At 63.3% G+C, this 25,119-nt stretch carries 25 protein-coding genes; 16 read left to right on the top strand and 9 right to left on the bottom strand.

From position 1 onward, the window contains the following. On the top strand, window positions 1–382 hold a 382-nt coding region (locus EOB49_RS24585; RefSeq protein WP_127382489.1), incomplete at its 5' end, for an aminotransferase class III-fold pyridoxal phosphate-dependent enzyme. A gap of 70 nt (window positions 383–452) precedes the next feature. Here EOB49_RS24585 and EOB49_RS24580 read toward each other — a convergent pair. From EOB49_RS24580 to uxuA, 4 genes are all read right to left on the bottom strand, one after another. Continuing rightward, window positions 453–1,472 (bottom strand): NADP-dependent oxidoreductase, encoded by a 1,020-nt coding sequence (locus EOB49_RS24580; RefSeq protein WP_127319640.1) that lies wholly within the window; start codon window positions 1,470–1,472, stop codon window positions 453–455. A 24-nt stretch (window positions 1,473–1,496) separates the two neighbouring features. Next, the gene (locus EOB49_RS24575) at window positions 1,497–2,819 is read right to left on the bottom strand and encodes an LLM class flavin-dependent oxidoreductase (RefSeq protein ID WP_127382488.1); all 1,323 of its coding nucleotides are present in this window, start codon (window positions 2,817–2,819) and stop codon (window positions 1,497–1,499) included. Between the two features lie 335 nt (window positions 2,820–3,154). Continuing rightward, window positions 3,155–4,174, bottom strand: a complete 1,020-nt coding sequence (locus tag EOB49_RS24570; RefSeq protein ID WP_127382487.1) for an isopenicillin N synthase family oxygenase — start codon at window positions 4,172–4,174, stop codon at window positions 3,155–3,157. Window positions 4,175–4,490: 316 nt separating this feature from the next. Further along, a complete protein-coding gene (gene uxuA, locus EOB49_RS24565; RefSeq protein ID WP_127382486.1) occupies window positions 4,491–5,675 on the bottom strand; it encodes a mannonate dehydratase in 1,185 nt (394 codons plus the stop codon). Between the two features lie 98 nt (window positions 5,676–5,773). Here uxuA and EOB49_RS24560 point away from each other — a divergent pair, with 98 nt between their 5' ends. From EOB49_RS24560 to EOB49_RS24535, 6 genes are all read left to right on the top strand, one after another. Further along, a complete protein-coding gene (locus EOB49_RS24560; RefSeq protein WP_127319648.1) occupies window positions 5,774–6,559 on the top strand; it encodes an SDR family oxidoreductase in 786 nt (261 codons plus the stop codon). Window positions 6,560–6,814: 255 nt separating this feature from the next. Then, window positions 6,815–8,167 carry an extracellular solute-binding protein gene (locus EOB49_RS24555; protein ID WP_127382485.1) on the top strand — a complete coding sequence of 451 codons (1,353 nt, stop codon included), beginning with the start codon at window positions 6,815–6,817 and terminating at the stop codon, window positions 8,165–8,167. Between the two features lie 110 nt (window positions 8,168–8,277). Next, window positions 8,278–9,216 (top strand): sugar phosphate isomerase/epimerase, encoded by a 939-nt coding sequence (locus EOB49_RS24550; RefSeq protein ID WP_127382484.1) that lies wholly within the window; start codon window positions 8,278–8,280, stop codon window positions 9,214–9,216. Beyond that, a complete protein-coding gene (locus EOB49_RS24545; protein WP_127382483.1) occupies window positions 9,213–10,148 on the top strand; it encodes a sugar ABC transporter permease in 936 nt (311 codons plus the stop codon). The genes EOB49_RS24550 and EOB49_RS24545 overlap by 4 nt, the downstream gene beginning before the upstream one ends. Next, window positions 10,148–11,056 (top strand): carbohydrate ABC transporter permease, encoded by a 909-nt coding sequence (locus tag EOB49_RS24540; RefSeq protein WP_127382482.1) that lies wholly within the window; start codon window positions 10,148–10,150, stop codon window positions 11,054–11,056. Before EOB49_RS24545 ends, EOB49_RS24540 begins: the two co-directional genes overlap by 1 nt. A 1-nt stretch (window position 11,057) precedes the next feature. Then, the gene (locus tag EOB49_RS24535) at window positions 11,058–12,128 is read left to right on the top strand and encodes a Gfo/Idh/MocA family oxidoreductase (RefSeq protein ID WP_127382481.1); all 1,071 of its coding nucleotides are present in this window, start codon (window positions 11,058–11,060) and stop codon (window positions 12,126–12,128) included. Here the strand turns inward: EOB49_RS24535 and EOB49_RS24530 are convergent. Together EOB49_RS24530 and EOB49_RS24525 are read right to left on the bottom strand one after the other, a co-directional pair. Then, window positions 12,125–12,931: an SDR family NAD(P)-dependent oxidoreductase gene (locus EOB49_RS24530; RefSeq protein WP_127382480.1), complete on the bottom strand. Its 807-nt coding sequence runs from the start codon at window positions 12,929–12,931 to the stop codon at window positions 12,125–12,127. The two genes, EOB49_RS24535 and EOB49_RS24530, sit on opposite strands and share 4 nt — an antisense overlap. Beyond that, window positions 12,928–13,782, bottom strand: a complete 855-nt coding sequence (locus tag EOB49_RS24525; RefSeq protein WP_127382479.1) for an NAD(P)-dependent oxidoreductase — start codon at window positions 13,780–13,782, stop codon at window positions 12,928–12,930. Before EOB49_RS24525 ends, EOB49_RS24530 begins: the two co-directional genes overlap by 4 nt. A 232-nt stretch (window positions 13,783–14,014) precedes the next feature. Here EOB49_RS24525 and EOB49_RS24520 point away from each other — a divergent pair, with 232 nt between their 5' ends. The 3 genes from EOB49_RS24520 to EOB49_RS24510 are packed head-to-tail and all read left to right on the top strand — an operon-like array spanning window position 14,015 to window position 16,498. Further along, window positions 14,015–14,659 carry an isochorismatase family cysteine hydrolase gene (locus EOB49_RS24520; protein WP_127319596.1) on the top strand — a complete coding sequence of 215 codons (645 nt, stop codon included), beginning with the start codon at window positions 14,015–14,017 and terminating at the stop codon, window positions 14,657–14,659. 49 nt (window positions 14,660–14,708) lie between these two features. After that, window positions 14,709–15,260, top strand: a complete 552-nt coding sequence (locus tag EOB49_RS24515; RefSeq protein ID WP_127382478.1) for a MarR family winged helix-turn-helix transcriptional regulator — start codon at window positions 14,709–14,711, stop codon at window positions 15,258–15,260. Between the two features lie 44 nt (window positions 15,261–15,304). Then, a complete protein-coding gene (locus EOB49_RS24510; RefSeq protein ID WP_127382477.1) occupies window positions 15,305–16,498 on the top strand; it encodes an amidohydrolase family protein in 1,194 nt (397 codons plus the stop codon). 3 nt (window positions 16,499–16,501) lie between these two features. Here the strand turns inward: EOB49_RS24510 and EOB49_RS24505 are convergent, their stop codons facing one another. Then, complete coding sequence (locus tag EOB49_RS24505; RefSeq protein ID WP_127382476.1) at window positions 16,502–17,086, bottom strand: amino acid synthesis family protein; 585 nt, start codon at window positions 17,084–17,086, stop codon at window positions 16,502–16,504. Beyond that, window positions 17,083–17,667 (bottom strand): amino acid synthesis family protein, encoded by a 585-nt coding sequence (locus EOB49_RS24500; RefSeq protein WP_127382475.1) that lies wholly within the window; start codon window positions 17,665–17,667, stop codon window positions 17,083–17,085. The genes EOB49_RS24505 and EOB49_RS24500 overlap by 4 nt, the downstream gene beginning before the upstream one ends. Window positions 17,668–17,920: 253 nt before the next feature. Between EOB49_RS24500 and EOB49_RS24495 the strand changes: the two genes are divergently transcribed. The 6 genes from EOB49_RS24495 to EOB49_RS24470 all read left to right on the top strand — a co-directional run bounded on the left by EOB49_RS24495 (window position 17,921) and on the right by EOB49_RS24470 (window position 24,571). Further along, window positions 17,921–18,925, top strand: a complete 1,005-nt coding sequence (locus EOB49_RS24495) for a BMP family ABC transporter substrate-binding protein (protein WP_127382474.1) — start codon at window positions 17,921–17,923, stop codon at window positions 18,923–18,925. Window positions 18,926–19,016: 91 nt separating this feature from the next. Continuing rightward, window positions 19,017–20,591 (top strand): ABC transporter ATP-binding protein, encoded by a 1,575-nt coding sequence (locus EOB49_RS24490; protein WP_164781795.1) that lies wholly within the window; start codon window positions 19,017–19,019, stop codon window positions 20,589–20,591. Beyond that, complete coding sequence (locus EOB49_RS24485) at window positions 20,588–21,628, top strand: ABC transporter permease (RefSeq protein WP_127272241.1); 1,041 nt, start codon at window positions 20,588–20,590, stop codon at window positions 21,626–21,628. Before EOB49_RS24490 ends, EOB49_RS24485 begins: the two co-directional genes overlap by 4 nt. Then, window positions 21,616–22,602 carry an ABC transporter permease gene (locus EOB49_RS24480; RefSeq protein ID WP_127382473.1) on the top strand — a complete coding sequence of 329 codons (987 nt, stop codon included), beginning with the start codon at window positions 21,616–21,618 and terminating at the stop codon, window positions 22,600–22,602. Before EOB49_RS24485 ends, EOB49_RS24480 begins: the two co-directional genes overlap by 13 nt. An 11-nt stretch (window positions 22,603–22,613) precedes the next feature. Next, on the top strand, window positions 22,614–23,627 hold the full coding sequence (locus tag EOB49_RS24475; RefSeq protein WP_127382472.1) for a nucleoside hydrolase: 1,014 nt from the start codon (window positions 22,614–22,616) through the stop codon (window positions 23,625–23,627). Next, window positions 23,624–24,571: a nucleoside hydrolase gene (locus EOB49_RS24470; RefSeq protein WP_164781793.1), complete on the top strand. Its 948-nt coding sequence runs from the start codon at window positions 23,624–23,626 to the stop codon at window positions 24,569–24,571. The genes EOB49_RS24475 and EOB49_RS24470 overlap by 4 nt, the downstream gene beginning before the upstream one ends. 187 nt (window positions 24,572–24,758) lie before the next feature. On the opposite strand, the gene EOB49_RS24465 is transcribed toward EOB49_RS24470, so the two are convergent. Beyond that, window positions 24,759–25,119: prepilin peptidase (locus tag EOB49_RS24465; protein WP_127382471.1), on the bottom strand; the 361-nt coding region annotated here is incomplete at its 5' end.

Raw genomic sequence — 25,119 nt, 5'->3', positions numbered from 1 at the left:
CGAGACGGACGGCCTGGTCGAGCGCTCGGCGCGGATCGGCATGCTGTTTTCCGACGCGCTGCGAGCCCTTGCCGCCAGGCATGAGATTATCGGTGACGTGCGCGGGCGCGGCCTTGCGATCGGCGTCGACCTGGTCAAGGACCGCACGACACGTGAGCCGGTTGCGGTGGCGACCACGGCCAAGATCATCTATCGCGGCTATGAGCTGGGTGCAGCCTTCACCTATGTCGGGCTGAAGGCCAATGTGCTGGAGTTCATGCCACCGCTGACGCTGACGGAAGACGAGATGACCGAGGGCGTCGCGATCGTCGACCAGGCAATCGCCGACGTGAATGGCGGCAAGGTCTCGGATGCGGACGTCGCCTCCTTCATGATGTGGTGAACAAAAAAGGCGCCGCGCCGGGCTGCGACAGCGATTGTCTCGGCAGCCCCGGCTCATCGTTGTGCAACAATTATTCCGCGATACGCACGATCAGCTTGCCGAAATTCCTGCCTTCGAGAAGGCCGAGAAAGGCCTGAGGCGCATTTTCGATGCCGTCCACGATATCTTCCCTGTAGCGGACGCGGCCGGACGCTATCCATTCGGCCATCTCGCGATAGAAGGCCGGGCGCTGGTCGACAAATTCGCGCTGGATAAAACCTCTTATCGTCAGGCTGCGGTGCAGCACTTGCTGCATCAATGTCGGCAACCGGTCGGTGCCGGCATCCGCGATGACGTTGTATTGCGCGATCAGCCCGCAGACCGGCACACGCGCAAATTCGTTCAGCAGCGGAAACACCGCGTCCCAGACAGGACCGCCGACATTCTCGAAATAGATGTCGATGCCGCCGGGGCAAGCTGCCTTCAACTGCTCTGCAAAATCGTCGGCCCGGTGATCGACGACCGCGTCAAAGCCCAGCTCGTCTCGCACGAAAGCACATTTATCGGCACCGCCGGCGATGCCGACGGCACGCGCCCCCTTGATGCGCGCGATCTGGCCGACGGCCGACCCGACCGCACCGCTGGCGGCCGCGACGACGACCGTCTCGCCAGGCTTCGGCTGCCCGATGGTGAGCAGACCGGCATAGGCCGTGAAGCCCGGCATGCCGAGCACGCCGAGCGCGGTTGTTATGGGTGCAGCCGCGGGATCGAGCTTGCGCAGCCCGGCACCGTCGGACAGGGCGAAACTCTGCCATCCGGAGTGGGACAGGACGATGTCGCCTTCAGCAAATTCCGGATGGCGAGAGATCATCACACGCGCGACGGTGCCGCCTTCCATCACGCCGTCGACATCGACCGGCTTGGCATAGGATTTGGTGGCGTTCATACGACCGCGCATATAGGGATCGAGCGACAGATAAAGGATCTGCAACAGCAGTTCGCCCTCTCCCGGCTGGTCAAGGTCAACCGTCTCGATGCGGAAATGATCCGGCTTCGGCCGGCCTTGCGGTCGCGCCGCGAGCACGATGCGGGTGTTGGACTGGATTGACATGGAGACCTCTCCGCGAAGGATGTTCTACTCGAAAAACCGGTTGGGCGGCCGCTTCAAGCCGAGATTCTCGCGCAGTGTCGACCCCTCATATTGCCGCCTGAAGATGCCTCGCCGTTGCAATTCCGGCACCACTTTCTCGGCAAAATCATCCAGCCCTGCCGGCAGGTAGGGAAACATGATGTTGAACCCGTCAGAGCCCTCGGCAACCAGCCATTCCTCCATCTCGTCGGCGATTGTTTCAGGCGTGCCGACAAAAGCAAGGCCGGAATAGCCGCCCAGCCTTTGCGCAAGCTGCCTGACGGTCAGGTTCTCCTCGCGCGCCAGTTCGATGACGCGCTCGCGGCCACTCTTCGAGGCATTGGTCTCGGGGATTTCGGGCAAGGGCGCGTCCGGGTCAAAGCCGGACGCATCATGTCCGATCGCGATCGACAGCGAGGCGATGCCGCTCTCATAGTAGACGAGGCTGTCGAGCTTCGCCCGCCTGGCCTGCGCGTCCTCGACGCTGTCGCCGACAACGACAAAGGCGCCAGGCAGGATCTTGATGTCGTCACGCGAGCGGCCGAGTTTCTCCGCACGGGCTTTGACGTCGGCAAAGAAACGCTGTCCCGCCGCGAGATCGGCATGGGCGGCGAAAATGACCTCCGCTGTCTCCGCCGCCAGTTGGCGCCCTGCCTCCGACGCGCCGGCCTGGACGACGACCGGCCAACCCTGGATTGGCCGGGCGATGTTGAGCGGCCCACGCACCGAGAGATGTTCGCCCTTGTGGTCGAGCACATGCAGCCTGGCCGGATCGAAATAGAACCCGCTTTCGGCGTCGCGGATGAAGGCATCGTCGGCAAAGCTGTCCCACAGGCCGGTGACGACATCGTAGAATTCCCGCGCCCGCCGGTAGCGCTCATCATGCTCGACATGCTCGTCGAGGCCGAAGTTCAGCGCCGCGTCAGGGTTGGACGTGGTGACGATGTTCCAGCCGGCGCGTCCGCCGCTGATATGGTCCAGCGAGGCGAAGCGGCGGGCAACATGATAGGGCGCGTCGAACGTCGTCGATCCGGTGGCGACCAGCCCGATATGGTCAGTGACGGCGGCGAGCGCCGACAGCAGCGTGAACGGCTCGAACGAGGTGACCGTGTGGCTGCGCCGCAACGCCTCGATCGGCATGTTGAGAACGGCCAGATGGTCGGCCATGAAAAAGGCGTCGAACTTCGCCGCCTCCAGCGTCTGGGCGAAGCGCTTCAGATGCGCGAAATTGAAATTGGCGTCGGCATAGGCGCCCGGATAGCGCCAGGCGCCGGTGTGCAGGCTGACGGGGCGCATGAAGGCGCCGAGGCGCAATTGTTTGCGTGTCATGAAAGATGTTCCGGCCGATCGATACAGTCGAGCACAGTGCTCGAATCCTTCTCAGGATCGGACGGTCAGCCCAACTCGGGAAGGTATTCTGTTCCGCTGCGCCGGGCTTTTGCAGCATTTCAGTTTTGCGCCCGATACCCCCAGGACAAAAAAATGGCCGGGCCCGAATTCGGCCCGGCCAAAAGAAGGTCAAAACCTTCAGAGGGGAACACCGTCCAGCGGAATGGGAGGAAACCGCTAAACGATTTTACCTTTTTGGGCCTATCTTGAAGCCTTGGCGACGAATGACATTCCAAAAAATATATGAAACGGTAAAAATTCGTGCGCCGCTAACCTCACGAACCCGCCGTTCCGGTCTCGAGAAGATCGGCATAGTGGCGGCGCGCCACGTCGGGATGGGAACGCAGCCGGCTTTTGAGCACATTGGTGCCGACATCGCGGAACAAGGGGTTGTCGGGATCGCTTGCCGGTCCGCGCGCCTGTGCCGCCAGTTCCTCGGAAAGGCCGAGAAGCGGGATGGTCGCATCGAGCCGCGCGCTGAAGAAGAAGGGAACGGAAATCCGTTCGACGCCGGCAAGCGGCGTCACGACTCGGTGCACGGTGGCCCGCAGATATCCATTCGATGCGAGTTCGAGCAGTTCGCCGATGTTGACGACCAGCGTTCCGGGCAGCGGATCCACATTCACCCAGCTTCCGTCATATTCGACCTGCAGCCCCTTGTTGTCGTCCTGCAGCAGCAGGGTCAGGAAGCCGCCATCCTTGTGCGCGCCGACGCCCTGGTCGCCTTCGGTCGCGTCACGGCCGGGATAACGGACGATCTTCATGCGATGGTTGGGCGAGTCCCGGTAGATCGCGTCGAAGGCGTCCTCGGGCTGATCGAGCGATAGCGCGAAGGCTTTCAACAGCCGAATCGCCACTGCGGTCGCCTTGGCCTGCCATGCAAGCAGTGCCGGCTTGAGCTCCGGCAATGCCGACGGCCATTGGTTGGGTCCTTGCAACCTTGTCCACGGTGCAATTCCAGGTCCCTGCGCTATGGGCTGGCGCTCGACGCCGATGTCGAGTTGCTCACGCCAATCGGCCGCGCCCTTGGTCAGTTCGCCACCAGCGCGGGTGTAGCCGCGGAACTGCTGGGATTTGACCATTTCGATCGCCAGCTTGTCGGACTCCGGCAGCGCGAAGAACCGGCGTGAGGCATCGAGCACGTCGTCGATCTCCGAGGTCGAAATTCCGTGGCCGCTGAGGTAGAAGAAGCCGACGTCCCGCGCCGCCGTGCGCAGGTCCAGGAGAAAGGTACGATATTCGGACGCACCTTGTTCGAGACGGCTCAGATCGAGCACCGGCACAATTCTGGGCATGGTCAGGTTCCTTCTTTTCTCTGCCTTGGCTTAGGAGAAGTAGAAGCGACCACCGGCAAGAGCTTCGAGAATGAATGCATCTCAAAGTGACACGCAAGGCGTGCCGATCAAAGCAACAAGAAGTCCAATCTGGCCCGAATGGAAGAACGTCAGCGCTGCATATTGTGAACTGCCGGCAAATAATTTCCCGACACGTGCTTTACCCGCCATGCCTCTCGTAGGCCGCACTTTCCAGTGCGACATCGTATAAGTCACAGCGGAAGCGCAACCGCGCGTGATCGTCTGTAAACCCTGCCAGCCGAACTGACGGTGCCGCTCAAGCCAGCTCGAACCGCTCGATGGCGCGCATGATGCCACGCAGCTCGGCGAGGCCTTTCAGCCGGCCGATCAGCGAATAGCCGGGATTGATCCTGGTCTTGCCGATGTCGTCGGCGAGCAGATGGCCATGGTCGGGCCGCATCGGAATACGCCAGTCGGCACGGCCTTCCCGACGGCGGCGTGCCTCTTCCTGCATCAGAGCGAGGAGCACATGCGCCATGTCTGTGCCGCCCTCGAGATGCTCGGCCTCGTGGAACGAGCCGTCATCCTCGATGGTGATGTTGCGCAGATGGGCGAAATGGATGCGGTCGGCGAACTCCTTGACCATGGCGACGATGTCGTTGTCGGCGCGCGTGCCATAGGAGCCGGTGCAGAACGTCAGGCCGTTGGCGGGGCTGTCGACGGCGTTGAGGATGAAACGCGCATCCTCGGCGGTCGAAACGATGCGCGGCAGGCCATAGAGCGAGAAGGGCGGGTCGTCGGGATGGATGCACATGCGCACCCCCTCCTCTTCGGCCACCGGAATGATCTCGCGCAGGAACCAGGCAAGGTTGTCGCGCAGCTCCTTCGGTCCGATCGCATCATAGTCCGCCAGGGCCTCGCGAAAACTGTCCCTGTCATAGCTGCGCTCGGTCGCAGGCAGGCCGGCGATCAGGTTGCGCTCCATCCTGTCGATCGCTTCGCTGCTCAATTCCTTCAGCCGCGCTTCCGCCTCGGCAATGCGGGCGGGGGTATAGCCGGCCTCGGCATTGACGCGCTTCAGCACAAACAAATCGTAGGCCGCGAAATCGATGGCGTCGAAGCGCAGTGCATAGCCCGTCGTCGGCAGCCGATAGGCGAGATCCGTGCGCGTCCAGTCGACCACCGGCATGAAATTGTAGCAGACCGTCGCAATGCCGGCCTTGGCGAGCGCGCGAATTGAGTCACGATAGTAGCCGGCATAGCGCTCGCGTTCCGGCGCGCCGATCTTGAATGAATTGTGGACCGGAATGCTCTCGACCACCGACCATGTCAGGCCGGCGGCCTCGATGACACGCTTGCGCTCCAGAATGCTCTCGAGCGGCCAGGCGCGCCCGTCATAGATATCGTGCAAGGCGCTCACCACGCCGGTCGCACCGGCCTGCCTGACATGATCGAGCGTTACCGGATCGTTCGGTCCATACCAGCGCCAGCACTGTTCCATTGCCGCTTCCTTCTGCGAGAGAACGGCAACCTATTGTTGGACCACAATGGGTGTCAAACTAGGAACGGTTTCGGACAGCGAATGAAGGAGTTTTCCCAATGAAGGATTTCGACGGCAAGGTGGCTTTGGTGACGGGGACGACCGGGATTGGCCTCGCAACCGCCAGACGCCTCGCTGCGGGAGGTGCTGCGATCGTCGCCTGCGGCATCGACCGCACGGCCAACGCTGCGCTGCAAGCGGAACTGGAAAGCTCCGCAGCCGGGGCGCTGGTCATAGGCGCCGACGTCTCCGTGCCCGATCAGGTTCGCGACGCGGTCGCGGCCGGCGTGGAGCGGTTCGGCGGCCTCGATATCATCGTCAATTCGGCGGCGGTGCATCCGTACGGAACCGCGACCAGCACCGATTTCGAGACCTGGAACAGGGCGATGTCGGTCAATGTCGGGTCCATCTATCTGACCGCGCATTTCGGCATTCCGGAAATGGTCCGCAGGGGCGGCGGCGCCATCGTCAACGTCGCTTCGGTGCAGGGCTTTGCCTGCCAGCAAAACGTCGCCGCCTATGCCACCACCAAGGGCGCCATCCACACGCTGACGCGTGCCCTGGCCCTCGACCATGCGCGCTCCGGCATCCGCGTCAATTCCGTCAGCCCCGGCTCGATCCGCACCCCGATCCTGGAGAAGGCCGCCCGCGGCGAGAACGGCACGGATGCCGATGTCGAGGCCGCCTACAAGCGCTTCGGCGAAGCGCACCCCATCGGGCGCATCGGCGAGCCGGAGGAAGTGGCCGAACTCATCGCTTTCCTGTGTTCGTCGAAGGCCGGCTTCTGCACTGGCGCGGACTACAAGATCGATGGCGGCCTGACCGCCGGCATCGGCGTGAAGTAGATCGCGAAGATTGGGCTTGTCCGTTACCGGGAGCAGCCAGCATCCGACCATTGGTTTGCCGATCTTCTTGCAGATCAATGCCCAAGCAAATTGAACACCGCACGGGCCACGCCGACATGAAAGGGGCGTTCGATCGATGAATTAATAGGCATTCTTGCCGATTGACAAAAACATCAACAGGCGACCAAGATCATATGACCATCAACGATATTGGTCCCGAGGTTGCCCCTCGGCATTGGCGTAAAGGAGAGCCAGATGCCCCTTCAGCAGAGAGTGACCCACCGTCCGAAACAATGTCCCGCCGCTTCCATCCTTGCCACCGCACTGCTAGGCCTCGGCCTGATCACACTGCCCGGCATCGGCCACGCCGAAGGGATCACGCTCAAGATTTTCGGCGGCTCGGCGCTCGACGAACTCGCGCCGCGTCAACCGCCGGACGAGCAGAAGAAAATCCAGCAACAGGTCATCGACGGCTTCCTCAAGGCCAACCCCGACGTCGCCGCCGTCGAGTGGGATGCCCAAGGGCCGCAAACCGATTCCATTCAGCGCGTGATGACCGCAAAACTTGCAAACCAGGAAATGGATCTGATCGCCTGCCCGGCCTTCTACACCAATGGCGCCTATGTCAGGCGCAAACTGGTGATGCCGATTACCGACAAGATCAAGCCGTTCCAGGACAGGATCGATACCGCCGCTCTTGGCGCCTTTACGGTCAACGGCCAAGTCTACGGCGTGCCGATCTCGACGCTGTCGACATCGACGATCTTCTACAATGTCGATCTCTTTCAGAAGCTCGCCATTCCTGTCCCGCCAACCTATGACGATCTGAAGGCAGCCGTGCCGAAGTTCAAGGCCGCGGGCGTGATCCCTCTGCTGCATCAGGGCTCGAACACCGTGATGTGGCCGATGTGGTACTTCGAGACCTTTTCGCAGGCATCGGGCGACCCGGTCGGCAAGACGCAGAAGAACCTCGAGGGTACGGCGAAGTTCACCGACGCGCCCGATGTCGAGGGCTTCAAGCTGATCAAGCAATGGGTCGATGATGGCATCCTTTCCAAGGATTCGCTTTCCGTCGACCAGGACGGCATGCGTGCGGCGTTCGCCGCCGGCAAGAGCGCCATGTATTATGGCGGCACCTGGGAAATCCCGTCGCTCCAGTCGAGCGTCAAGGACTTCAAATGGGGCGTTTTCGCCTTTCCGAAAATGGACGGAACGCCGGGCGCGCCTGGCCATGGCGGCGGTGCCGACAACGGCATGTGCGTCGCCTCCTCGATCCCGCCCGAGAAGCTCGATGCCGCGGTCAAATTCATCGAATATCTGACACGGCCTGAAATCGCGACGCTCTACCTCGCGCCGGAACAGCCGATCGCGGCCTCGATCAAGGGCGTGCCGCAGGTCGACGATGCCTATGCCGTCGAATTGCGCAAGCAAGCCTTCCCGAACACGATCAAGTTCCTCGACTGGATCTGGCCATCCGAAGTCGCGAGCGCCACGTCTTCGGCAATCGCCGGCATCGTCGGCGGCACCACGACGCCCGAAGACGCCGCCGCATCGATCCAGACCATCTTCGACGACCTCAAGGCCCAGGGCAGCTGGCCCCCCAAATGAGCCCCTGAAGTAGCGCCTGCAAGCGAGCGCCCATCCAGCCGGGCTGATGCGCCAGGCAAGAAAAACAGAGGCTGCCTGCTTCGGGCAGCCTCGCCCATCGGAGAAAACACATGACGACACATCGCGCCGAACGGCAGCGCTTCTCGATCGGCTATCATCTGAACAGCTGGGACCTGACCGGCCTTCCGCTCAGGCCAGCCATCAAGTTTCTCGCCGACCAGGGCTTCGGCTGGTTCGAGATCCTCGCCTTCACCAGCCTGTCGGACCAATACGCCCGCAAATACATGCAGCTCGGCAACCAGGCGCCGATGGGAGTGACCACCGATACCGACATCTTGCGGCGCTATGCGCTGTTGTCGGAAGGCCAGAGCGAGTATGGCATCAAGCTCTCCTCCTTCTACGTCAATGCGATCTTCACCAACCCCGTCGCCTGGCCTTATGAACGTGACGTGCTCGTCGCACTGACCAGGATGTTGAAGGGCTTCGGCTCACCGGTGCTGGTTCTCGGCGGCGGTCCCTCGGAAGCCGCTGCCGGGGCGCACACGGCCGACGACTACCGCGCCTTTTGCCGGGCGCTCGAGGATATCGGCAGGCGGACAAAGGACCTTGGCATCGAGACGGTCTATCACCCGCATCTCGACACCTTCGTCGAGCGCCGCGACCAGCTCGATCGCATGATGGATGAACTGGATACCGATCTGGCCGGCCTGTGCATCGATCCGGCGCATCTTGCGCATACCAATTCCGATCCGGTCGACGCGGTCAGGACCTACATTTCGGCCGTGCGCTACATGCATTTCAAGGACACCAGGGTCGATCCGGCGCTGAAGGGCTATGACCGCTATGGCGCCTTTTGCGAGCTCGGCGCCGGGGTCGTCGATCTCGCCGGCATCGTCGACGTCCTGCTGGATGCAAACTACGATGGGCTCGCCATCATCGAGCTGGATGCGTCCAAGAAAACGGCAGAGCAAAGCACGCTCGAGAGCATCGCCTATGTCAGGGACACGCTCGGGCTGGTGCTGACCCCGCAAAGTGCGAAGGCCGCGTGAGCACGCGACCGCAAGAGGCGGCTCCTGTTTCGAGCCGATCCGGCACCTGGCGTTTCGATGCCGGGGACGGGGCTACGGCCTTCGTCATGATCCTGCCCGCCGCGATCCTCTTCGGTCTTTTCTACCTCTGGCCGTTCGTCAACGGCTTCTGGCTCAGCCTGCACAATTGGGACGGGTTTTCCGACCCGACCTGGGCAGGCTTTTCCAACTACATGCGCCTGGCGCACGATCGCATCTTCCTCGGCGCGCTGCGCAACAATCTGATTTTCGTCGTTGCCGTCGTCGTCCTGAAGAACGTGCTCGGCCTCGGGCTGGCGCTGCTTCTGAACCGGGCGCTGCTTGGCCGCACCTTCTTCCGCGCCGCCGCCTTCGTCCCGGTGACGATGTCCTTCGTCGCCGTCGGCCTGCTCTGGTCCTGGATCTACAATCCGGTCTTCGGCCTGCTCAACAGCGGGCTCGATCTCATTGGCCTCGCCGGGTTGAAACGATCATGGCTTGGCGACGCCGACATCGCGCTCTACTCGATCATCGTCGTCGATGTCTGGAAATGGCTTGGCTTCCATGCCGTCATCTATCTGGCCGGGCTGCAGACTATTCCCTCGGAGCTTTATGAATCGGCGAAGATGGACGGCGCCGGCCCCTTGCAGCGCTTCCGGCACGTCACCGTTCCGATGATGATGCCGATCATCTTCATCAACACCATCCTCGGCCTTTCCGGCGCCTTCGTGCGCAATTTCGACATCGTCTATGTCCTGACCAAGGGCGGCCCGAACCACGCCACCGAAGTGGTGCTCACCTACATGATGAGCAAGGCCTTCCAGGACGGCGCCATGAGCTACGCCGCGGCGATCGGCTATGTGCTGTTCATGATCGTCGGGCTGGCCAGCGTCGGCCTGCTGGCCCTGATGCGCAGGCAAAGGCTCGACGTCTGATGAGAGCAGCCGCCAACCCTCCAATTTCGCTGGACGATGGCGCCGCCGGCTCTCGCCGTCGCGGGCTCATGCAGCGCCTCGGCATGCGTGGCATCCTCGAACTTGGCGGCATCTATGCCGCGCTCGTCCTCGTGCTCTTCGAGACCGTTTATCCGCTGCTTTGGGTGCTGTTCGGTTCGCTCAAGACCAAGCAGGAAATGCTCAGCAATGTCTGGGGTCCGCCATCGAGCCTGGTGCTGCAGAACTATGCCGATGCCTGGCGGATCGCCGGCATGGGATCGCGCATCGTCAACAGCATCTTCGTCACCGGCTCGGCATTGATCATTCTGGTGGCCGTCGCGACGCCGTGCGCCTATGCGGTGGCGCGTCTTCGTTTCCCCGGACGCGGTCTTGTGGTCGCAGTCGCGGTTGCGGCCATGCTGGTGCCGCCGCAGGTGATGGCCATTCCGCTGTTCCTGGTGGCGCGCGATCTCGGCCTGATAAACAGCCGGCTCGGCATTGCCTTCATCTATGCCGCGACGTCGCTGCCGCTTTCGGTCTTCATCCTGCGCAGCTTCTTCATCACATTGCCGGCCGACCTCGAAGATGCCGCGCGCATCGATGGCGCCAGCCGGCTCGAGATCCTGATCCACATCATGCTGCCCCTGGTGCGGCCGGGCGTGGCGCTGATCCTCATCTTCGGCTTCATCGAGATCTGGAACGATTTCTTCCTGGCCTTCCTGCTGTTGCGCGACCCTTTGGTGCAGACCATCCCGCTAGGACTGGTCAGCTTCTTCCAGCAATACGACTCGCTCTGGACGCTCTATTTCGCCGCGTTGACGATCACGACACTGCCGGTGATCGTCGTCTTTGTCGCCATGCAACGGCAGTTCATCGCCGGCCTGACAGCCGGCGCCGTGAAGGGTTGACATGCAGGATCGCGTTATTGGCGTCGGCGTCATCGGCTGCGGCGAGATCGCCCAGCTGATGCACTTGCCTTATCTCATGGAATTACCGGCGTTTCGCATCGCCGCCTTGTGCGACATCTCTCCCGGCACGGTCGACAAGGTCGCGGAACATTATGGCGTCACTGCCAGATATACCGACCATCGCGCGCTGCTTGCCGACCCGAATGTCGATGCGGTCGTGATCTGCACCTACGATCATGGCGAGATGGTCGCCGATGCAATCCGCGCCGGCAAGCACCTGATCGTCGAGAAGCCGCTTGCCTTCACGCCGCAGGAGGCGCGCCCGCTTGTCGAGCAGGCCGAGCGGAGCGGCCTTGTCGCCCTTGTCGGCTACATGAAATTCTATGATCCCGGCTATGAGACCGGGCTGGAGCGCATAGCCGCTATCGGCCGGCCGAAGTCGATCCATGTCCACGATTTCGCCGGCCGCTTCGACCGTTATGGCCAACTCTACACGCAGACCAGGGTCACCGACGTGCCGGCCGATGTGTTGGCGGCGGGGCGCGAAACGGTCGCTCGGCGCATCGAGGCGGCGCTCGGTGTGGACCATGCCGGCTATCGCGATCTCTATCTTGTACTGCTCAGCCTCGCCAGCCACGACCTTGCCGTCATGCGCGGTGCTTTCGGCACGCCCGACCGCGTCGTCCATGCGCAACAGACCGGCCCGAACCAGTTGCTAGCCGTGCTCGACTATGGCGGCGTCCCTTGCCTCTTCGACATGGCACTTGCCCAGTATGAATGGTGGGACGAGTGGATCCATGTGCATGGCGAGCGCGACGAGGTGCGGATCGAATTCCAGAACCCCTATTTCCGCAATGCCTCGGCGACTGTCCGGCTACGTGAAACGACAGGCGAGGCTGCATCCGAACGCGTTCTGCCTGGCGTTCCTGATACGTCGTTCCGCCGCGAGTGGCTGCATTTCGCCGATTGCATCCTTGCCGGTGTTAAGCCGCGCACGCCGCTTTCGGGCGGGTTCGCCGATCTCGATCTTGCCGTCCGGATCATCCAGGCAATGCCGCCGAAAAGACTTTAGCGAAATTTCGGAAACGCACCGCCATCAGGGGCATTGGCCCAGCTCTGCAAGGTCTGGCCGCCGTCGATCAGCCAATCCACGCCTGTGACGTGCCTCGCCTCGTCGGAGGCCAGGAAAGCCACGGCGGCCGCGACATCGTCCGGCTGGCCGATGCGGCGCAACGGAATGCGGTCGGCGAAATGCTGGACGCTGCTCTTGAATTCGCCGTCGCCGGAAGCCGGCACGCCAAGCGTCGTCTCGATCACGCCGGGGCAGATCGCATTGACGCGTATGCCGTAGGGCGCGGCATCGAGCGCCGCGACCCGCGTCAGGCCGACCACGCCGTGTTTGGAAGCGACATAGCCAGCTCCCCCCGAAAGGACGTCCCAACCGGCCATGGACGAGCCCATGTTGACGATCGAGCCACCGGTCCCGGCCTTGATCATCGCCCGAAGCGAAGCCTGCAGCACGAGGAAGATGCCGCGCAGATTGATGCGGATGGTCGTATCCCAGTCCTCGACCGGCAGGTCGTGAACGGGAGCGACGACGCCGGAAATGCCGGCATTGTTGAACACCACGTCGAGGCCGCCGAACGTCTCGACGGTCGCCTCGACGGCGCGCCGCACATCCGCTTCGTCGGTGACGTCAGCCTCGATCGCCAGGACGCCGTCGCCGAGGGAGCTGGCCAATTGCCGCGCCGCCGCGCCATTGCGGTCGACAATGGCGACCCGTGCGCCTTCGTCAAGGAAACGCCGCACCGCTGCGCTGCCGATCGCGCCCGCGCCGCCGGTGACGAGGACCTTTTTCTGGTCGAACCGTTTCATCCCAGGGTCTCCGGCTTCGGATAGGAACGCCACGAATGGCTTGGTTCGAAGCCGATCGTTTCGCGCGCATGGACGGTATCGAGCACGGCGCCGAAACCAGCGATCGACCGCGACAGGGGGACATCAGGATAGACCCGGCGCACGAGCGCTTCGGTTTCCTCTTCCATGAAGGTGTCGGCGGCGCTCAGGAGGACGCGCAGATGACCATCGCCTTGCCATTCAAGCGCCCGCAGGAAGCCCTGCCCGGCGTCGCGCGCGTCGAGATAGGCCCACAGGTCGCGGGCACTGTCGGCAGTGGCGCGGCGCGGCCCGACGCCCTCGAAAAAAGAACCCGGCGTCTGGATCCACGGCATGCGGACACTGACCGCCGAGAAGGCACCGCGGCGCACCGCCGCGTCGACGATTTCCTCGCCCAGCCATTTCGACAGGCCGTACGGATCCTGCGCGCCGACCGGGTGGTCCAGGTCGACCGGCAGATAGGGCGGTCGCACCGGTTTCTCGAAAAAGGGATAGCCGAAAACGCTGAAGGACGAGGCATAGACTAAGCGCCTGGCGCCGGCCATGGCAGCTGCCTCGACCACATTGTAGGCGGTCGCGATGTTGGTCTTGAACACCTCGCCGCCGGCCCGGCCGGTCGGCCGCGGAATGGCCGCGACATGCACAACGGCATCGCAATCGCGCACCAACTGCAGTGTCGATCCCAGATCGGTCAAATCGGCGGTTGCGTGGCGCCATGCGACCTCACCCGGCACCACGGCATCGACACCAAGCACATCGTGGCCGGCCGCAACCAGAGCCTCGGCCACATGGCGGCCAAGCAGGCCACTGGCTCCGGTGACGATGGTTTTCATATCTCGGCCTCGGCTTCGCAATTAAGCGGCTTGAATATTGTTGATGGTCATACAAATCGAGCACATGCCTGACAAGCGTTGTCAAGGCCATTTCGCGATGGACAAATAGCGCATACGCTTGTCGGAGCGCGGTGCGCAAGGCCGACCGGCACGCTTTGCGTCGAACGGGATTGACTTGGCATCCGCTAGGGTTTTTTGTATGAGCATCAACGATCGGTCAAAGGAGCTCGCCATGTCCGTGGACAGTTTTTCCTCACATCGGCACGATGATGCGGTGCGCCTCGATCCACGCCGTGCGGCCGTTGTCGTCATCGATATGGTCAATGAGTTCTGCAAGCCCGGCGGGGCCATGGTCCTGCCTGGGTACGAGACGCTGGTCGCGCCGCAACTGGCCGTGATCGAGGCCGCGCGCGCCGCCGGCGTGCCGGTGATCTGGGTCCATGACAGCCACCGGCCGGGCATGCGACGCGAGCGCGAATGGCTGAAGCGCACACCGCATTGCCTGGATGGAAGCTGGGGGCCGGAGATCATCGAGGATCTCGGCGCCCGCGATGACGAGATCCATGTGATCAAGCGGCGCTACTCGGCCTTCTTTCAAACCGACCTCGACCTGACGCTGAAAGACATGCAGACCGATCAGTTGATCATCTTCGGCGTGGTCACCAACATCTGTGTGCGCTCGACCGTCCATGATGCCTTTTTCGAGGGCTATGAGGTGGTGGTGCCAAGCGATTGCTGCGCGGCGACGGGACCACGCGAGCAGGAAAGCTCGCTCTATGACATAGCGACCCATTTCGGCGTGGTCAGCGATTCGGCTGATGTCGTCGCAGCCCTCCGCGACGGGACGTCGCTTCAACCAGCGGAGGTCGCGGCTTGAGCTTTTTCCGAACCGGCGACATCCAAGACAGCGGCGATAGGAGTCCGGTGTGACGACTGAAAAGAAACCGCAATCCGAAAAAGGCGCGACGCCGAAAACGCCGAGCGGCGATGCACCCCCGAGCCGCGAGCAGGTGCTGCAGCAATACGCCGGGACCGGCTATGAACTGGACCGCCACCCGGCGCACGTCATCCGCCGGGCGCATCAGCGCGCGACGTTGCGCTTCCAGCAGGTCATGGCCGGCGAAGACCTTTCGCCAACGCAATTCGCGGCGCTCGCCACGATCCTCAAGCATGGCGAAGTTTCGCAGAACCATCTCGGCCGGCTGACGGCGATGGACCCATCGACCATCAGCATCGTCATGCGCAAACTGCTCAAACACGGGCTGATCACGCGCAGCGCCTCCGAAACCGACCAACGCCTGACGATTATCGCGCTGACCAGCAAAGGGACCGACTATACGCTGGAGCGGCTCGAACGCAGCGTCGAGGTCGGGCGGCGGTTCCTGTCGCCGCTCTCGCCGGCTGAGCAGGCGACGCTGCTTCGCCTGCTCCAGCGCATCAACGACGACGACCCATCGAATGGCGACGGCGGCAAATAAGCCGCGTCCAGTCCTTTTTTCCATAACAGCAGAAGTGAGAACCGATGTCGTCCGACCTCCAGTCGTCTGCCAACACGCTCGTCGTCCGCAATATCGGTCTCATGCTGAGTGGCGATCTCGCACAACCGATCATCGACGCCGACACCATCGTCGTGACCAATGGACGCATATCAGGCATTGGCAAGGCAGGCGACATCGATGGCGGCAGCGCGGCGACGATCATCGATGCAATGGGCTGCGCGGTCTCGCCGGGTCTTATCGACAACCACGCCCATCCGGTGGCCGGCGACTGGACGCCTCGGCAGAACCAGATCGGCTGGATGGATTCGACTGTGCATGGCGGCGTCACCACCATGATCTCGGCGGGTGAAGTCCACACGCCGGGCCGACCGCGCGACCTTGTCGGGCTTAAGGCGCTGGCGATCGCTGCCCAACGCACCTTCTCCAACTTCCGTCCGAACGGCATGAAGATCCTGGCCGGGGCACCGATCCTGGAACCCGGCCTTACCGAAGAAGACTTCCGCAGTCTCGCCGAGGCCGGCGTGACGCTTGTCGGCGAGGTCGGACTTGGCGGCGTCAAGGATGGGCCGACCGGCCGGATGATGATCGCCTGGGCGCGCAAATACGGCATGACCTCGATGACCCACACGGGCGGTCCATCCCTGCCCGGCTCCGGCCGCATCGGCGCGGATGTCGTGCTGGAGGTCGACGCCGACATTGTCGCCCACGTCAATGGCGGGCCGACCGCCCTGCCCGACGCGGAAATACGGCAGATCTGCGAGAAGGGCTCAAGGGCGCTTGAAATCGTCCATAACGGCAATTTGCGCACCGGACTGTTCGTGCTCGACCTGGCAAGGCAGCGCGGCGAACTTTCGCGCGTCATCCTCGGCACCGACAGCCCGGCCGGATCCGGCGTGCAGCCGCTCGGCATCCTGCGGACGCTCACCATGCTGGCTTCGCTGGGCGGCATCGCTCCGGAAGTGGCGTTCTGTCTTGCCAGCGGCAACACGGCGCGCGTGCGCAGACTGGACGATCGCGGTTTGATCGAGGTCGGTCGCGCCGCCGACCTGATCTTCATGGATCAGGCGATCGGCGGCGCCGGCGACGGGCTGCTCGACAGCGTGGCGCTCGGCAATCTTCCAGGCATTGGAATGGTCGTCATCGACGGCGTGGTGCGGACCGGCCGGAGCAGAAATACGCCTCCGGCGCTGCGCGTGCCGGAAGTCCTGGCTGCCTGACGGTCAGCCGACGCCGTCAATCCCGACAATCTTGTCCTTGGTCAGCCCGCCGACGCGCGGGTGCGGCCTGCCGGAATCGGTGACGGCGATAGCGACGACGATCTCGTCGGCACGCGGTGCGTCGGGAACACGAACCTCCATGCCGTCGAAATGGCTGCGCACCCGCGCCGCATCCTTGTGACCGACCGGAATATCGAGCGACACGCCGAGGCCGCCGCGCTTCTTCGATGAAGGAATGAGCGCGGCGCCCTTGCTAAGCACATCGCGGAACGGGGCGCCGAGCTTTGGATGAAGGATGGCGGCGGCATGTTCGAGCTCGCCATCGGCGCCGACGGCGGCGGCCTTGCCGAAGCTCTCGACCCGGTCGCCGGCAATGCCCAGAGCAGCGACCGCGCGCCTGGGCAAGATATCGCCCAAGGCTTCGCCTATGGCGCTGAGTGCCGACAGGTCCTCGACATAGGTACCCGCATAGGGGTTGCGGATCACCGCAATGGCTGCGGCACGCCGCGTCGGCCGATCGACGGGCCGTCCGCCTTCGATCCGGGTTTCCTCGACGATGGTGATGATGCGGCGAATTTCCGGGCTCATCGCAATCCGTCCTCGCCCTTGATGTCGGCGGCGGCAAGGCCACCGACCCGTGCATGGACGCGTGCGCCGGTGGTCATGGCCAGGATGACCGCCATTTCGTCGCCGCGCGGCGCATCGGCAACGCCTATCTCGGTCGCATCGAAATGGCTGCGCACATAGGAGGCGTTTATGTGCGTGATCGGGATATCGATGCGCGTTCCGGGGCCGCCGACCTTCTTCGTCGAAGGCACGATCGCCTTGGCATTGCCGAGCAGTTCGCGCATCGCGTAGCCGCCCGGATTGTGCCAGAGCGCGCCATGTTCAAGCTCGCCGGTGGCGCCGACTATGGCACCCTTGCCATAGCCTTCGATGGCCTGGCCGCCTTCACCAATGGCGTCGATCAGGCGCCGAGCCATATCGAGACCGAGCGGCTTCAGGTCTTCCATGAAGCCGGTGATCTCTTCGACATAGCGTCCGGCAAAAGGGTTTGCGATGACCGCGACGACCGCGCCTCGCTTGAGCGGGCGTGCCGCGTGGGGTCCGCCCTCATGGAATATCTCTTCGACCTGAACCAGAAATTTCCTGACCAGCACAGCCGGCATTGTTCGCTTCCTTCATCCCGTCGTTCATAGAAACTCGTTAGAGTATCAACAATTATGCCCATCGACATTTGTCAAGCGCAGACGTCGAGCAAGTGGGCGAAGGGCCAAGAAAACTGCATCGGATGACGATTGACAGCCTGTTAAGCCGCTCCTAAACTCATATGACCATCAACGAACTCGCCGTTGTTACGGCGATATGTGGGGATGGTCAAAGCGTGGCTTCAAAAGCTGGAAAAAGCTGAAGGGGAATGACATGAAAAGGGCGCTCAAGAGTTTATTTCTGGCCGGCACGATGCTTGCCATTTCGTTCGGACCGGCCGCCGCACAGAACAAGGTTTCCGTAGCCGCGATCTCGGGATATTTCGCACAGGGTTTTGGCGTTTCGATCGTCAACGGCCTCAACAAGGCCAAGACCGATTTCGGCATCGACCTCAAGCTGGTCGACACCGGCAATCGCGCGCTCGACTACCAGCAGCAGTTCGAGAATCTTGCCAAGGGCAAGCAGTACGACCTCATCTTCGTGATGGGCTGGGAGCTGGTGGACTCGCTGCAAAAGGTCAGCGCCGAATATCCCGACCAGCGCTTCGTGTTCATCGATGGCGTCCTCGACAACCCCAAGATGATCTACGCCAATTTCGCCGAGGAGCAGGGATCCTTCGTGGCCGGTGCACTTGCCGGCATGATCGAAGCCAAGGGCACCGCCTTCGACAAGATCGGCGACGGCAAGGCGATCGGCTTTGTCGGCGGCCGCGATATTCCGGTGATCCGCAACTTCCTGGGCGGCTACGAGCAAGGCGCCAAATATGCCGCGCCCGACGTCAAGGTAAACTCCGTCTTCGCCGGAACCTTCGACGACCCGGCCAAGGGAAGCGAACTTGCCCAGGCGCTTTACGGCCAAGGCTCCGACATTGTCTACAACGTCGCCGGCCCGACGGGTGAAGGCGTGATGCAGGCAAGTGCCGCGGTCGACAAATATTCGATCGGCGTCGACATCGACATGTGCGGCTCGGCTCCCGGAAATGTGCTCGCCAGCATGCTGAAGCGCGGCGACATCGCCGTCTACACGCTGATCAAGGACGAGGTCGAGGGCCGCAAGATCACCGCCGGCACCCGCACTTTCGACCTCGCCTCGGGCGGTGTCGAGGTCAAGGTCTGCGATGATATTGCCCCAAAGATCCCCGCTGGCGTGACCGCGAAGCTGGACGAGATCAAAAAGGGCATCGTCGACGGCAAGATCGTGATCGCCAAGGCAAAATAAGCCAACAACAGCGCCTCCCTCCCAAGAAAGCGCTACACTGATCCGCCGCGGCTTGCCGCGGCGGATCAGTGTCCAATCTGCGAGAGCCACGTTGTCGAACACGCCGGGGTCGCCGACCCTCCACAGCAATGCCGCGATGGCCGTCGAGTTGACTGGCATCACCAAGCGTTTTGGCGCGTTCGTCGCCAATGACGGCATCGACCTTGCGGTCCGCCGCGGCGAGATCCACGCCATCATCGGCGAGAACGGTGCCGGCAAGACGACGCTGATGAACATCCTGTTCGGCCTCTTGCAGCCGGACGAAGGCTCGATCCGGCTGAACGGTGAAGAGATCGTGATCGCCGATCCGTCCGTGGCGATAAAGGCCGGCCTCGGCATGGTTCACCAGCATTTCAAGCTGGTTCCCTCGCTCTCGGTTACCGACAACGTCTTTCTCGGTATGGAAATCCGTCGCCATGGGCTGATCGACCACGCCGCACAAGTTGCGCGCACGCGCGACCTGTCGAAGCGCTTCGGCCTGCAGGTCGATCCGACCGAGCGCGTCGGGCTGCTCTCGGTCGGCATAGAGCAACGCATCGAAATCCTTAAGGTTCTGGTGCGCGGCGCGCGCACCATCATCCTCGATGAACCGACCGCCGTGCTGACGCCGCAGGAAAGCCGTGAACTGTTCCAGACACTGCGCAGCTTCGTGGCCGAAGGCATGACGGTGATCTTCATTTCGCATCACCTGGAAGAGGTGATGGAAGTGTCCGACACGGTGACGGTGCTGCGCAACGGCAGGAAGGTGGCGACCCGGCCGACGGCCGAGCTCAGCAAGGACGAGTTGGTGCACATGATGGTCGGCCGCGAGGTGAGCTTCGACCGCCGGCCGCGCGCTTCGCTGCACGGCGACGTGGTGCTCGAAGTCAAGGATCTGTGGGCGCGCGACGATCGCCTGCTGCCGGCTCTTCGCGATGCCAGTTTCACCGTCCGCTCCGGCGAGGTGGTGGGGATCGCGGGTGTGGCCGGCAATGGACAGACGGAGCTGGCGGAAGTGCTTTCGGGCTTGCGACCGGCAAGCCATGGCGGGGCGTGGCTGAAGGGCCGGAATCTCACCGCGCTCTCCCCCGCCGCGATCCGCCAGGCAGGCCTCGCCCATGTTCCAGGCGACCGCATGGTGCGCGGGGTCGATCGCAATGCTTCGATAGCAGCCAACACCCTGATGGGCCGCCAGCATCGCGCCCCATGGAGCCGCGCCGGCATGCTCAACTGGAATGCCATAAATCAAAACGCCGAAACGCTGATCAAGAGCTTCGATATTCGAGCGCGCGGCCCGGGCGATGCGGTCAAGCGGCTTTCGGGCGGAAACATCCAGAAGGTCGTTCTGGCGCGCGAATTCACCAACAGCGCCGATTTCCTGCTGATCGACCAGCCGACGCGCGGCGTCGACATCGGCGCCCAGGAGGCCATTCATGACGAGATCATGCGCCAGCGCGCCGCCGGCCGCGCAATCCTGCTGATTTCCGTGCAGCTCGACGAACTGGCCGCCCTTGCCGACCGCATCCTGGTGATGTTCAACGGGCGGATCATGGGCGAGGTCGCCGGCGACGAGGCCGACGAGGAGCGCATCGGCATGATGATGGCAGGCGTGGCCGTGCCGGAATTCGCCGCGGAGACCGCATCATGACAGACCATTTGCGTGCCGTTTCCGGCCAGGTGATCGCCATCGGCGTGGCGCTGCTGATGGGCGCGATCATCATCCTCATGGTCGGCGAAAGCCCGGTGCGTGTGTTCATGACGCTGTTGCGCGGCGCCTTCGGCGATCAGGAGAAGATCGCCGGGACCTTGCTGCAGACGACGCCGATCCTGATCTGCGGTGTCGCCGCCTGCATCGGCCTGCGCGGCGGCATGTTCAACGTCGGCATCGAAGGCCAGCTGTTCCTCGGCGGCTTCGCCGCCGCGTGGGTCGGCTTTGCCATGCCCCTGCCCGCGGGCATTCACACGCTGGCGGCACTGGCGCTGGCGGTCGTGGCAGGCGCGGCCTGGGTCGCCATCCCTGCCTACTTCCGCGCCCGCTACAACACCAACGAAGTCGTCTCGACGATCCTGTCGAACTACGTGGCGGTGCTGCTCACGTCCTACTTCACCATTTTCCTGTTCAAGCGGCCGGGTGGCTGGTCGGAGACGCCGCCGATCCTGGCGACATCCTACCTGCCGGAGATCTTCACCTTTTCGCGATTGAACTGGGGCCTGGTCATTGGCCTGGTGCTGGCGGTCGGCGCAGCCCTTGTCTTCCGCTACACCAAATGGGGTTACGGCGTCACGATGGTCGGGTCGGCGCCGAAATTCGCCGAATATGGCGGCGTCAACGTGAAACGGCAGGGTTTCCTGGTCCTGCTGCTTTCAGGGGCCGTCGGCGGGCTGGCCGGCGGCGTCGAGACGCTCGGCGTCCATCACCGCTTCATGGAAGGATTTGCTCCCGGTTTCGGCTTCGATGGGCTGATCGCCGCCCTGCTTGCCAATGGCTCGCCTGTCGCCACCATCTTCACCGCACTGTTCTTCGGCGCCCTGCGCAACGGATCGCTGCTGCTCGAGGTCGATACCAGCGCGTCGCGCGAGATCATCACCGTGATCCAGGCGCTGATCATCCTCAGCGTGTCGGCCCAGGTGCTGGTGAGAAAGCGTGGCGACAGCCAGGCAGGGGAGCGGCGATGGAAATTCTAGACAAGCTCATCAACGTCGCGCTGATCGCGGCGACGCTTCGCACCACCGCGCCCATCCTTCTGGTCGCGCTTGGCGGCTCGTTCACCACCAAGGCCGGCATCTTCAACATCGGCCTCGAGGGGCAGATGCTGATCGGCGCCTTCTTCGCCGTCCTCGGGTCGATCTGGACCGGTTCCGCGCTGGCGGGGGTCGCCTGCGGCGTCGCGGCGGCGCTCGTCTTCGCCCTGGTTTTTGCTGTCCTGGTGGTGAGCTTCAAGGCCAATGAAGTGGTCGTCGGGCTGGCGCTCAACATCCTGGCCGGCGGCATGACGATCTCGCTGATGAAAGCGATCTTCGGCACGCGCGGCTCGATCGTCGGTCACGGCATCGTCGGCCTGCCGAAAGTCCAGCTGCCCGGAGCCCGCGACCTTCTCGGCTCGTGGGCGCCGCTGATCTCCGGCTTCACGCCACTCGTCTATGTCGCCTTCATCGCGGTGCCGCTGCTGGTCGTCTGCTATACCAGGACGCGGCTCGGCCTCTATATCCGCGTCGTCGGCGAAAAACCGGAAGCCGCCGAGGCGCTTGGCATCTCGATCACCCGCGTCCGCTACATCGCGTCGCTGCTGTGCGGATTGCTGGCGGGTCTCGCCGGCGCTCATCTGTCGCTCGGCTACATCACCATGTTCACCGAAAACATGTCGTCGGGCCGCGGTTTCATGGCGGTGGCGATCCTGATCTTTTCCAACGGCGATCCGCTGAAGGTGCTGGCCGGCTGCCTGCTGTTCGGCTTCGCCGATGCTTTTTCGCTGCGCCTGCAGACGTTCGGCTATCCCTCCTACCTGGTTCTCACCGTCCCCTATGTCGTCGCGCTGATCGCACTGTTCGCGCTGTCCTACCGGGCGCGTCCGAGGATTATCGCCGAGACGCTGGAATCGATGCGTAAGCTGCTGTCGGTCGACAAGAACACTGAAGCCCGCGGCAAAAATCCCCAGTGAAGGAAGCCTTTATGGAACGCATAATCCTCGACGTGGATTCGGCCGGCGACGATATTCTCGCCGTGCTGTTTGCGGCGGTCAATCCGAAGCTGCGGCTCGAGGGCGTGACCACCGTGACCGGTGCCGCCGGCCCGATCGAGCAGGTCACCAACGTCGTCCTCAACACGCTGACGCTCGCCGGGCGTGACGATATCCCGGTTCACGCCGGCGCGTGGCGGCCGATCGTAGGCAACGCCAAGGCCGACATGGAGGCGCCGGTGCATTTCGAAAAACGGCTCGTTGCCCGTTTCGGCGATCGCCTGAAGAAGTTCAACCCGCCGGCGCCGACGCCGGTGCGGCAGGCCACGTCGGGACATGCGGTCGATTTCATCATCGGCACGGTCATGGCCAATCCGGGCGAGATCACGCTGGTGACGACCGGCCCGCTGACCAACGCGGCGATGGCGCTGTTGCAGGAGCCGCGATTGACCGGCGCACTCAAGCGGCTGATCGTGCTCGGCGGCAATTTCCAGACGCCGGGCAACATCACGCCCCTGTCGGAGTACAACATCTGGGCTGACCCGGAGGCCTCGCGCATCGTGCTCAACGCCGATGTCGAGAAGATCCTCGTCCCGCTCGACATCTGCGAGGACAACCGCGTCGCCGATTCGATGCTGACACGCGACGACATCGCCGACATGCAGGCCGTCGCGAGGGACAATCCCGTCCTGGAGATGATCGCCGACAGCTTCCCGATCTACATCGACATCTGGCGCGAGTTCTTCGACCTCGTCGGGTTCCCGATGGACGACGTGATCACCGTGGCGCTGGCTTTCGATCCCGGCCTGGCGACGATGACCGAGCCGCTGTTCGCAGACGTCGTGCTCGACGGCAGGCTGGCGCGCGGCCAGACCGTCGCCTATCGCGGCCGGCAATTGCTGCCCGGCGGCGGGCCCAAGACCACCCGCATCTGCACCGGCCTGGACGGCCGGCGTTTCCTCGACGGCTTCAAGAAAACCATAGCGCGCTACGAGCGGGCGGCGTGAAAGACGACATGATGACCAAGCCAACTCCTATCCTGTTCGACTGCGACCCCGGCCACGACGACGCCATTGCGCTGGTCATGGCGCACCGCTCGCCGGCCATCGAACTCATCGGCGTCACCACGACCTGCGGCAATGCGGAAGTCGAGAAGACGACCGCCAACGCACTGCGCATCCTGGAGTATATCGGCGCCGGCGACGTGCCTGTCGCGCAGGGCTGTCACCGCCCGCTGGCGCGCCCGTTGGTGCTCGGCACCGCCGATGGCCCGAGCGGGCTCGAGGGCTCGCCCTACCTGCCGCAGGCGACGATCAAGGCGGTCGACCAGCATGCCGTCGATTTCCTGGCCGACAGACTGCGCGCCGCGCCCGAACCGATCCTGGTCGTTGCCACCGGCCCGCTCAGCAATATCGGCCTGATGATCCTCAAGCATCGCGACGTGCTGCCCAAGATCAAGGAACTGATCTGGATGGGCGGCGTGTTCTACCGCAAAAGCCAGATCATCACACCGACCGAGTTCAATGCGTTCTGCGACCCCGAAGCGCTGAAGATCGTTCTGGACAGCGGCGTGCCGATCCTGATGGTCGGCCTCGACGTCACCATGCAGGTGCTGGTCGAGGCGCCGCAATATGCCGAGCTTGCCACCATCGACACGCCGCTCGGACGGCTCGTCAACGACTGGCTGCGGTTCTACGAGAAGCTGCACCGCAACTCGATGGGTGTCGGCGGCGCCATGCACGATCCGCTCGCGCTGGCGCTGGCCATCGACCCGACATTGGTGCGCACGCGCCCTGCCCATATCGGCGTCGATCTGTCCGGCACCTACGCCTTCGGCGCGACCATCGCCGATTACTGGGGCGAGCGCGGTGAAAAGGACAATGCCCGCATCGCCCATGAGGTCGACGCGGACCGCTTCTTCAAGCTGATGTTCGACCTGCTGCGGGACTGAGCGGAGCGCAAGCTGCGCCTGGCAGCGTTTCACGATAGGAATTTTTTCTTGACTCGCTGCACTCAGCTATGGTACATTTTTGCCTATGGTGCAGATTTGCGCCGTGACCCGCCGCACAGGCGGGTTTATCGTTTGATGCTCCGTCAAATCTCCCGCGAGGCAAATTCAGCCGCGTGAGATGTCAGGGTCAGTTGAGCTGGTTGAGGATTCCAGAGCTGCTCGCGACCGTCAAACTCCTGTAGATCAGGAACGCCAGCGTACAGATCGCGGCGAGCGAGATCGGCACGCCGAATGGCACCACGCCCTTGCGGTCCAGATGCTGGACGATGAGCCGAAAAGCACCCGCGGGCAGCAGGAAGGGGTTTTTCACGATCGCCGCGGTGGCCAGGGCGAAAACCAGGAGCAGCACCGAAAACACCGCGAGAGCGCCGCCGCTGATCAGGAATGGCACGACTGCTATCAGTTTGACGTCGCCGGCGCCGATCTTGCGCAAGACCCAGAAGGGCAAGAACACGACGAACAGCAGAAGCCCTGCACCGGCGCTCGGC

This window comes from Mesorhizobium sp. M7A.F.Ca.MR.148.00.0.0 (assembly GCF_003997735.1).
Classification (GTDB): Bacteria; Pseudomonadota; Alphaproteobacteria; order Rhizobiales; family Rhizobiaceae; genus Mesorhizobium.
The sequence above is the reverse complement of the archived record's forward strand: the minus strand, read 5'-3'. Positions and strand labels throughout refer to the sequence as shown.

Excerpts from the sequence above, each read along its gene's own strand:
- EOB49_RS24580 (WP_127319640.1), bottom strand. The coding sequence starts at position 1,472 with ATGTCAATCCAGTCCAACACCCGCATCGTGCTCGCGGCGCGACCGCAA.
- EOB49_RS24575 (WP_127382488.1), bottom strand. The coding sequence starts at position 2,819 with ATGACACGCAAACAATTGCGCCTCGGCGCCTTCATGCGCCCCGTCAGC.
- EOB49_RS24570 (WP_127382487.1), bottom strand. The coding sequence starts at position 4,174 with ATGCCCAGAATTGTGCCGGTGCTCGATCTGAGCCGTCTCGAACAAGGT.
- uxuA (WP_127382486.1), bottom strand. The coding sequence starts at position 5,675 with ATGGAACAGTGCTGGCGCTGGTATGGACCGAACGATCCGGTAACGCTC.
- EOB49_RS24560 (WP_127319648.1), top strand. The coding sequence starts at position 5,774 with ATGAAGGATTTCGACGGCAAGGTGGCTTTGGTGACGGGGACGACCGGG.
- EOB49_RS24555 (WP_127382485.1), top strand. The coding sequence starts at position 6,815 with ATGCCCCTTCAGCAGAGAGTGACCCACCGTCCGAAACAATGTCCCGCC.
- EOB49_RS24550 (WP_127382484.1), top strand. The coding sequence starts at position 8,278 with ATGACGACACATCGCGCCGAACGGCAGCGCTTCTCGATCGGCTATCAT.
- EOB49_RS24540 (WP_127382482.1), top strand. The coding sequence starts at position 10,148 with ATGAGAGCAGCCGCCAACCCTCCAATTTCGCTGGACGATGGCGCCGCC.
- EOB49_RS24535 (WP_127382481.1), top strand. The coding sequence starts at position 11,058 with ATGCAGGATCGCGTTATTGGCGTCGGCGTCATCGGCTGCGGCGAGATC.
- EOB49_RS24530 (WP_127382480.1), bottom strand. The coding sequence starts at position 12,931 with ATGAAACGGTTCGACCAGAAAAAGGTCCTCGTCACCGGCGGCGCGGGC.
- EOB49_RS24525 (WP_127382479.1), bottom strand. The coding sequence starts at position 13,782 with ATGAAAACCATCGTCACCGGAGCCAGTGGCCTGCTTGGCCGCCATGTG.
- EOB49_RS24520 (WP_127319596.1), top strand. The coding sequence starts at position 14,015 with ATGTCCGTGGACAGTTTTTCCTCACATCGGCACGATGATGCGGTGCGC.
- EOB49_RS24510 (WP_127382477.1), top strand. The coding sequence starts at position 15,305 with ATGTCGTCCGACCTCCAGTCGTCTGCCAACACGCTCGTCGTCCGCAAT.
- EOB49_RS24505 (WP_127382476.1), bottom strand. The coding sequence starts at position 17,086 with ATGAGCCCGGAAATTCGCCGCATCATCACCATCGTCGAGGAAACCCGG.
- EOB49_RS24500 (WP_127382475.1), bottom strand. The coding sequence starts at position 17,667 with ATGCCGGCTGTGCTGGTCAGGAAATTTCTGGTTCAGGTCGAAGAGATA.
- EOB49_RS24495 (WP_127382474.1), top strand. The coding sequence starts at position 17,921 with ATGAAAAGGGCGCTCAAGAGTTTATTTCTGGCCGGCACGATGCTTGCC.
- EOB49_RS24485 (WP_127272241.1), top strand. The coding sequence starts at position 20,588 with ATGACAGACCATTTGCGTGCCGTTTCCGGCCAGGTGATCGCCATCGGC.
- EOB49_RS24480 (WP_127382473.1), top strand. The coding sequence starts at position 21,616 with ATGGAAATTCTAGACAAGCTCATCAACGTCGCGCTGATCGCGGCGACG.
- EOB49_RS24475 (WP_127382472.1), top strand. The coding sequence starts at position 22,614 with ATGGAACGCATAATCCTCGACGTGGATTCGGCCGGCGACGATATTCTC.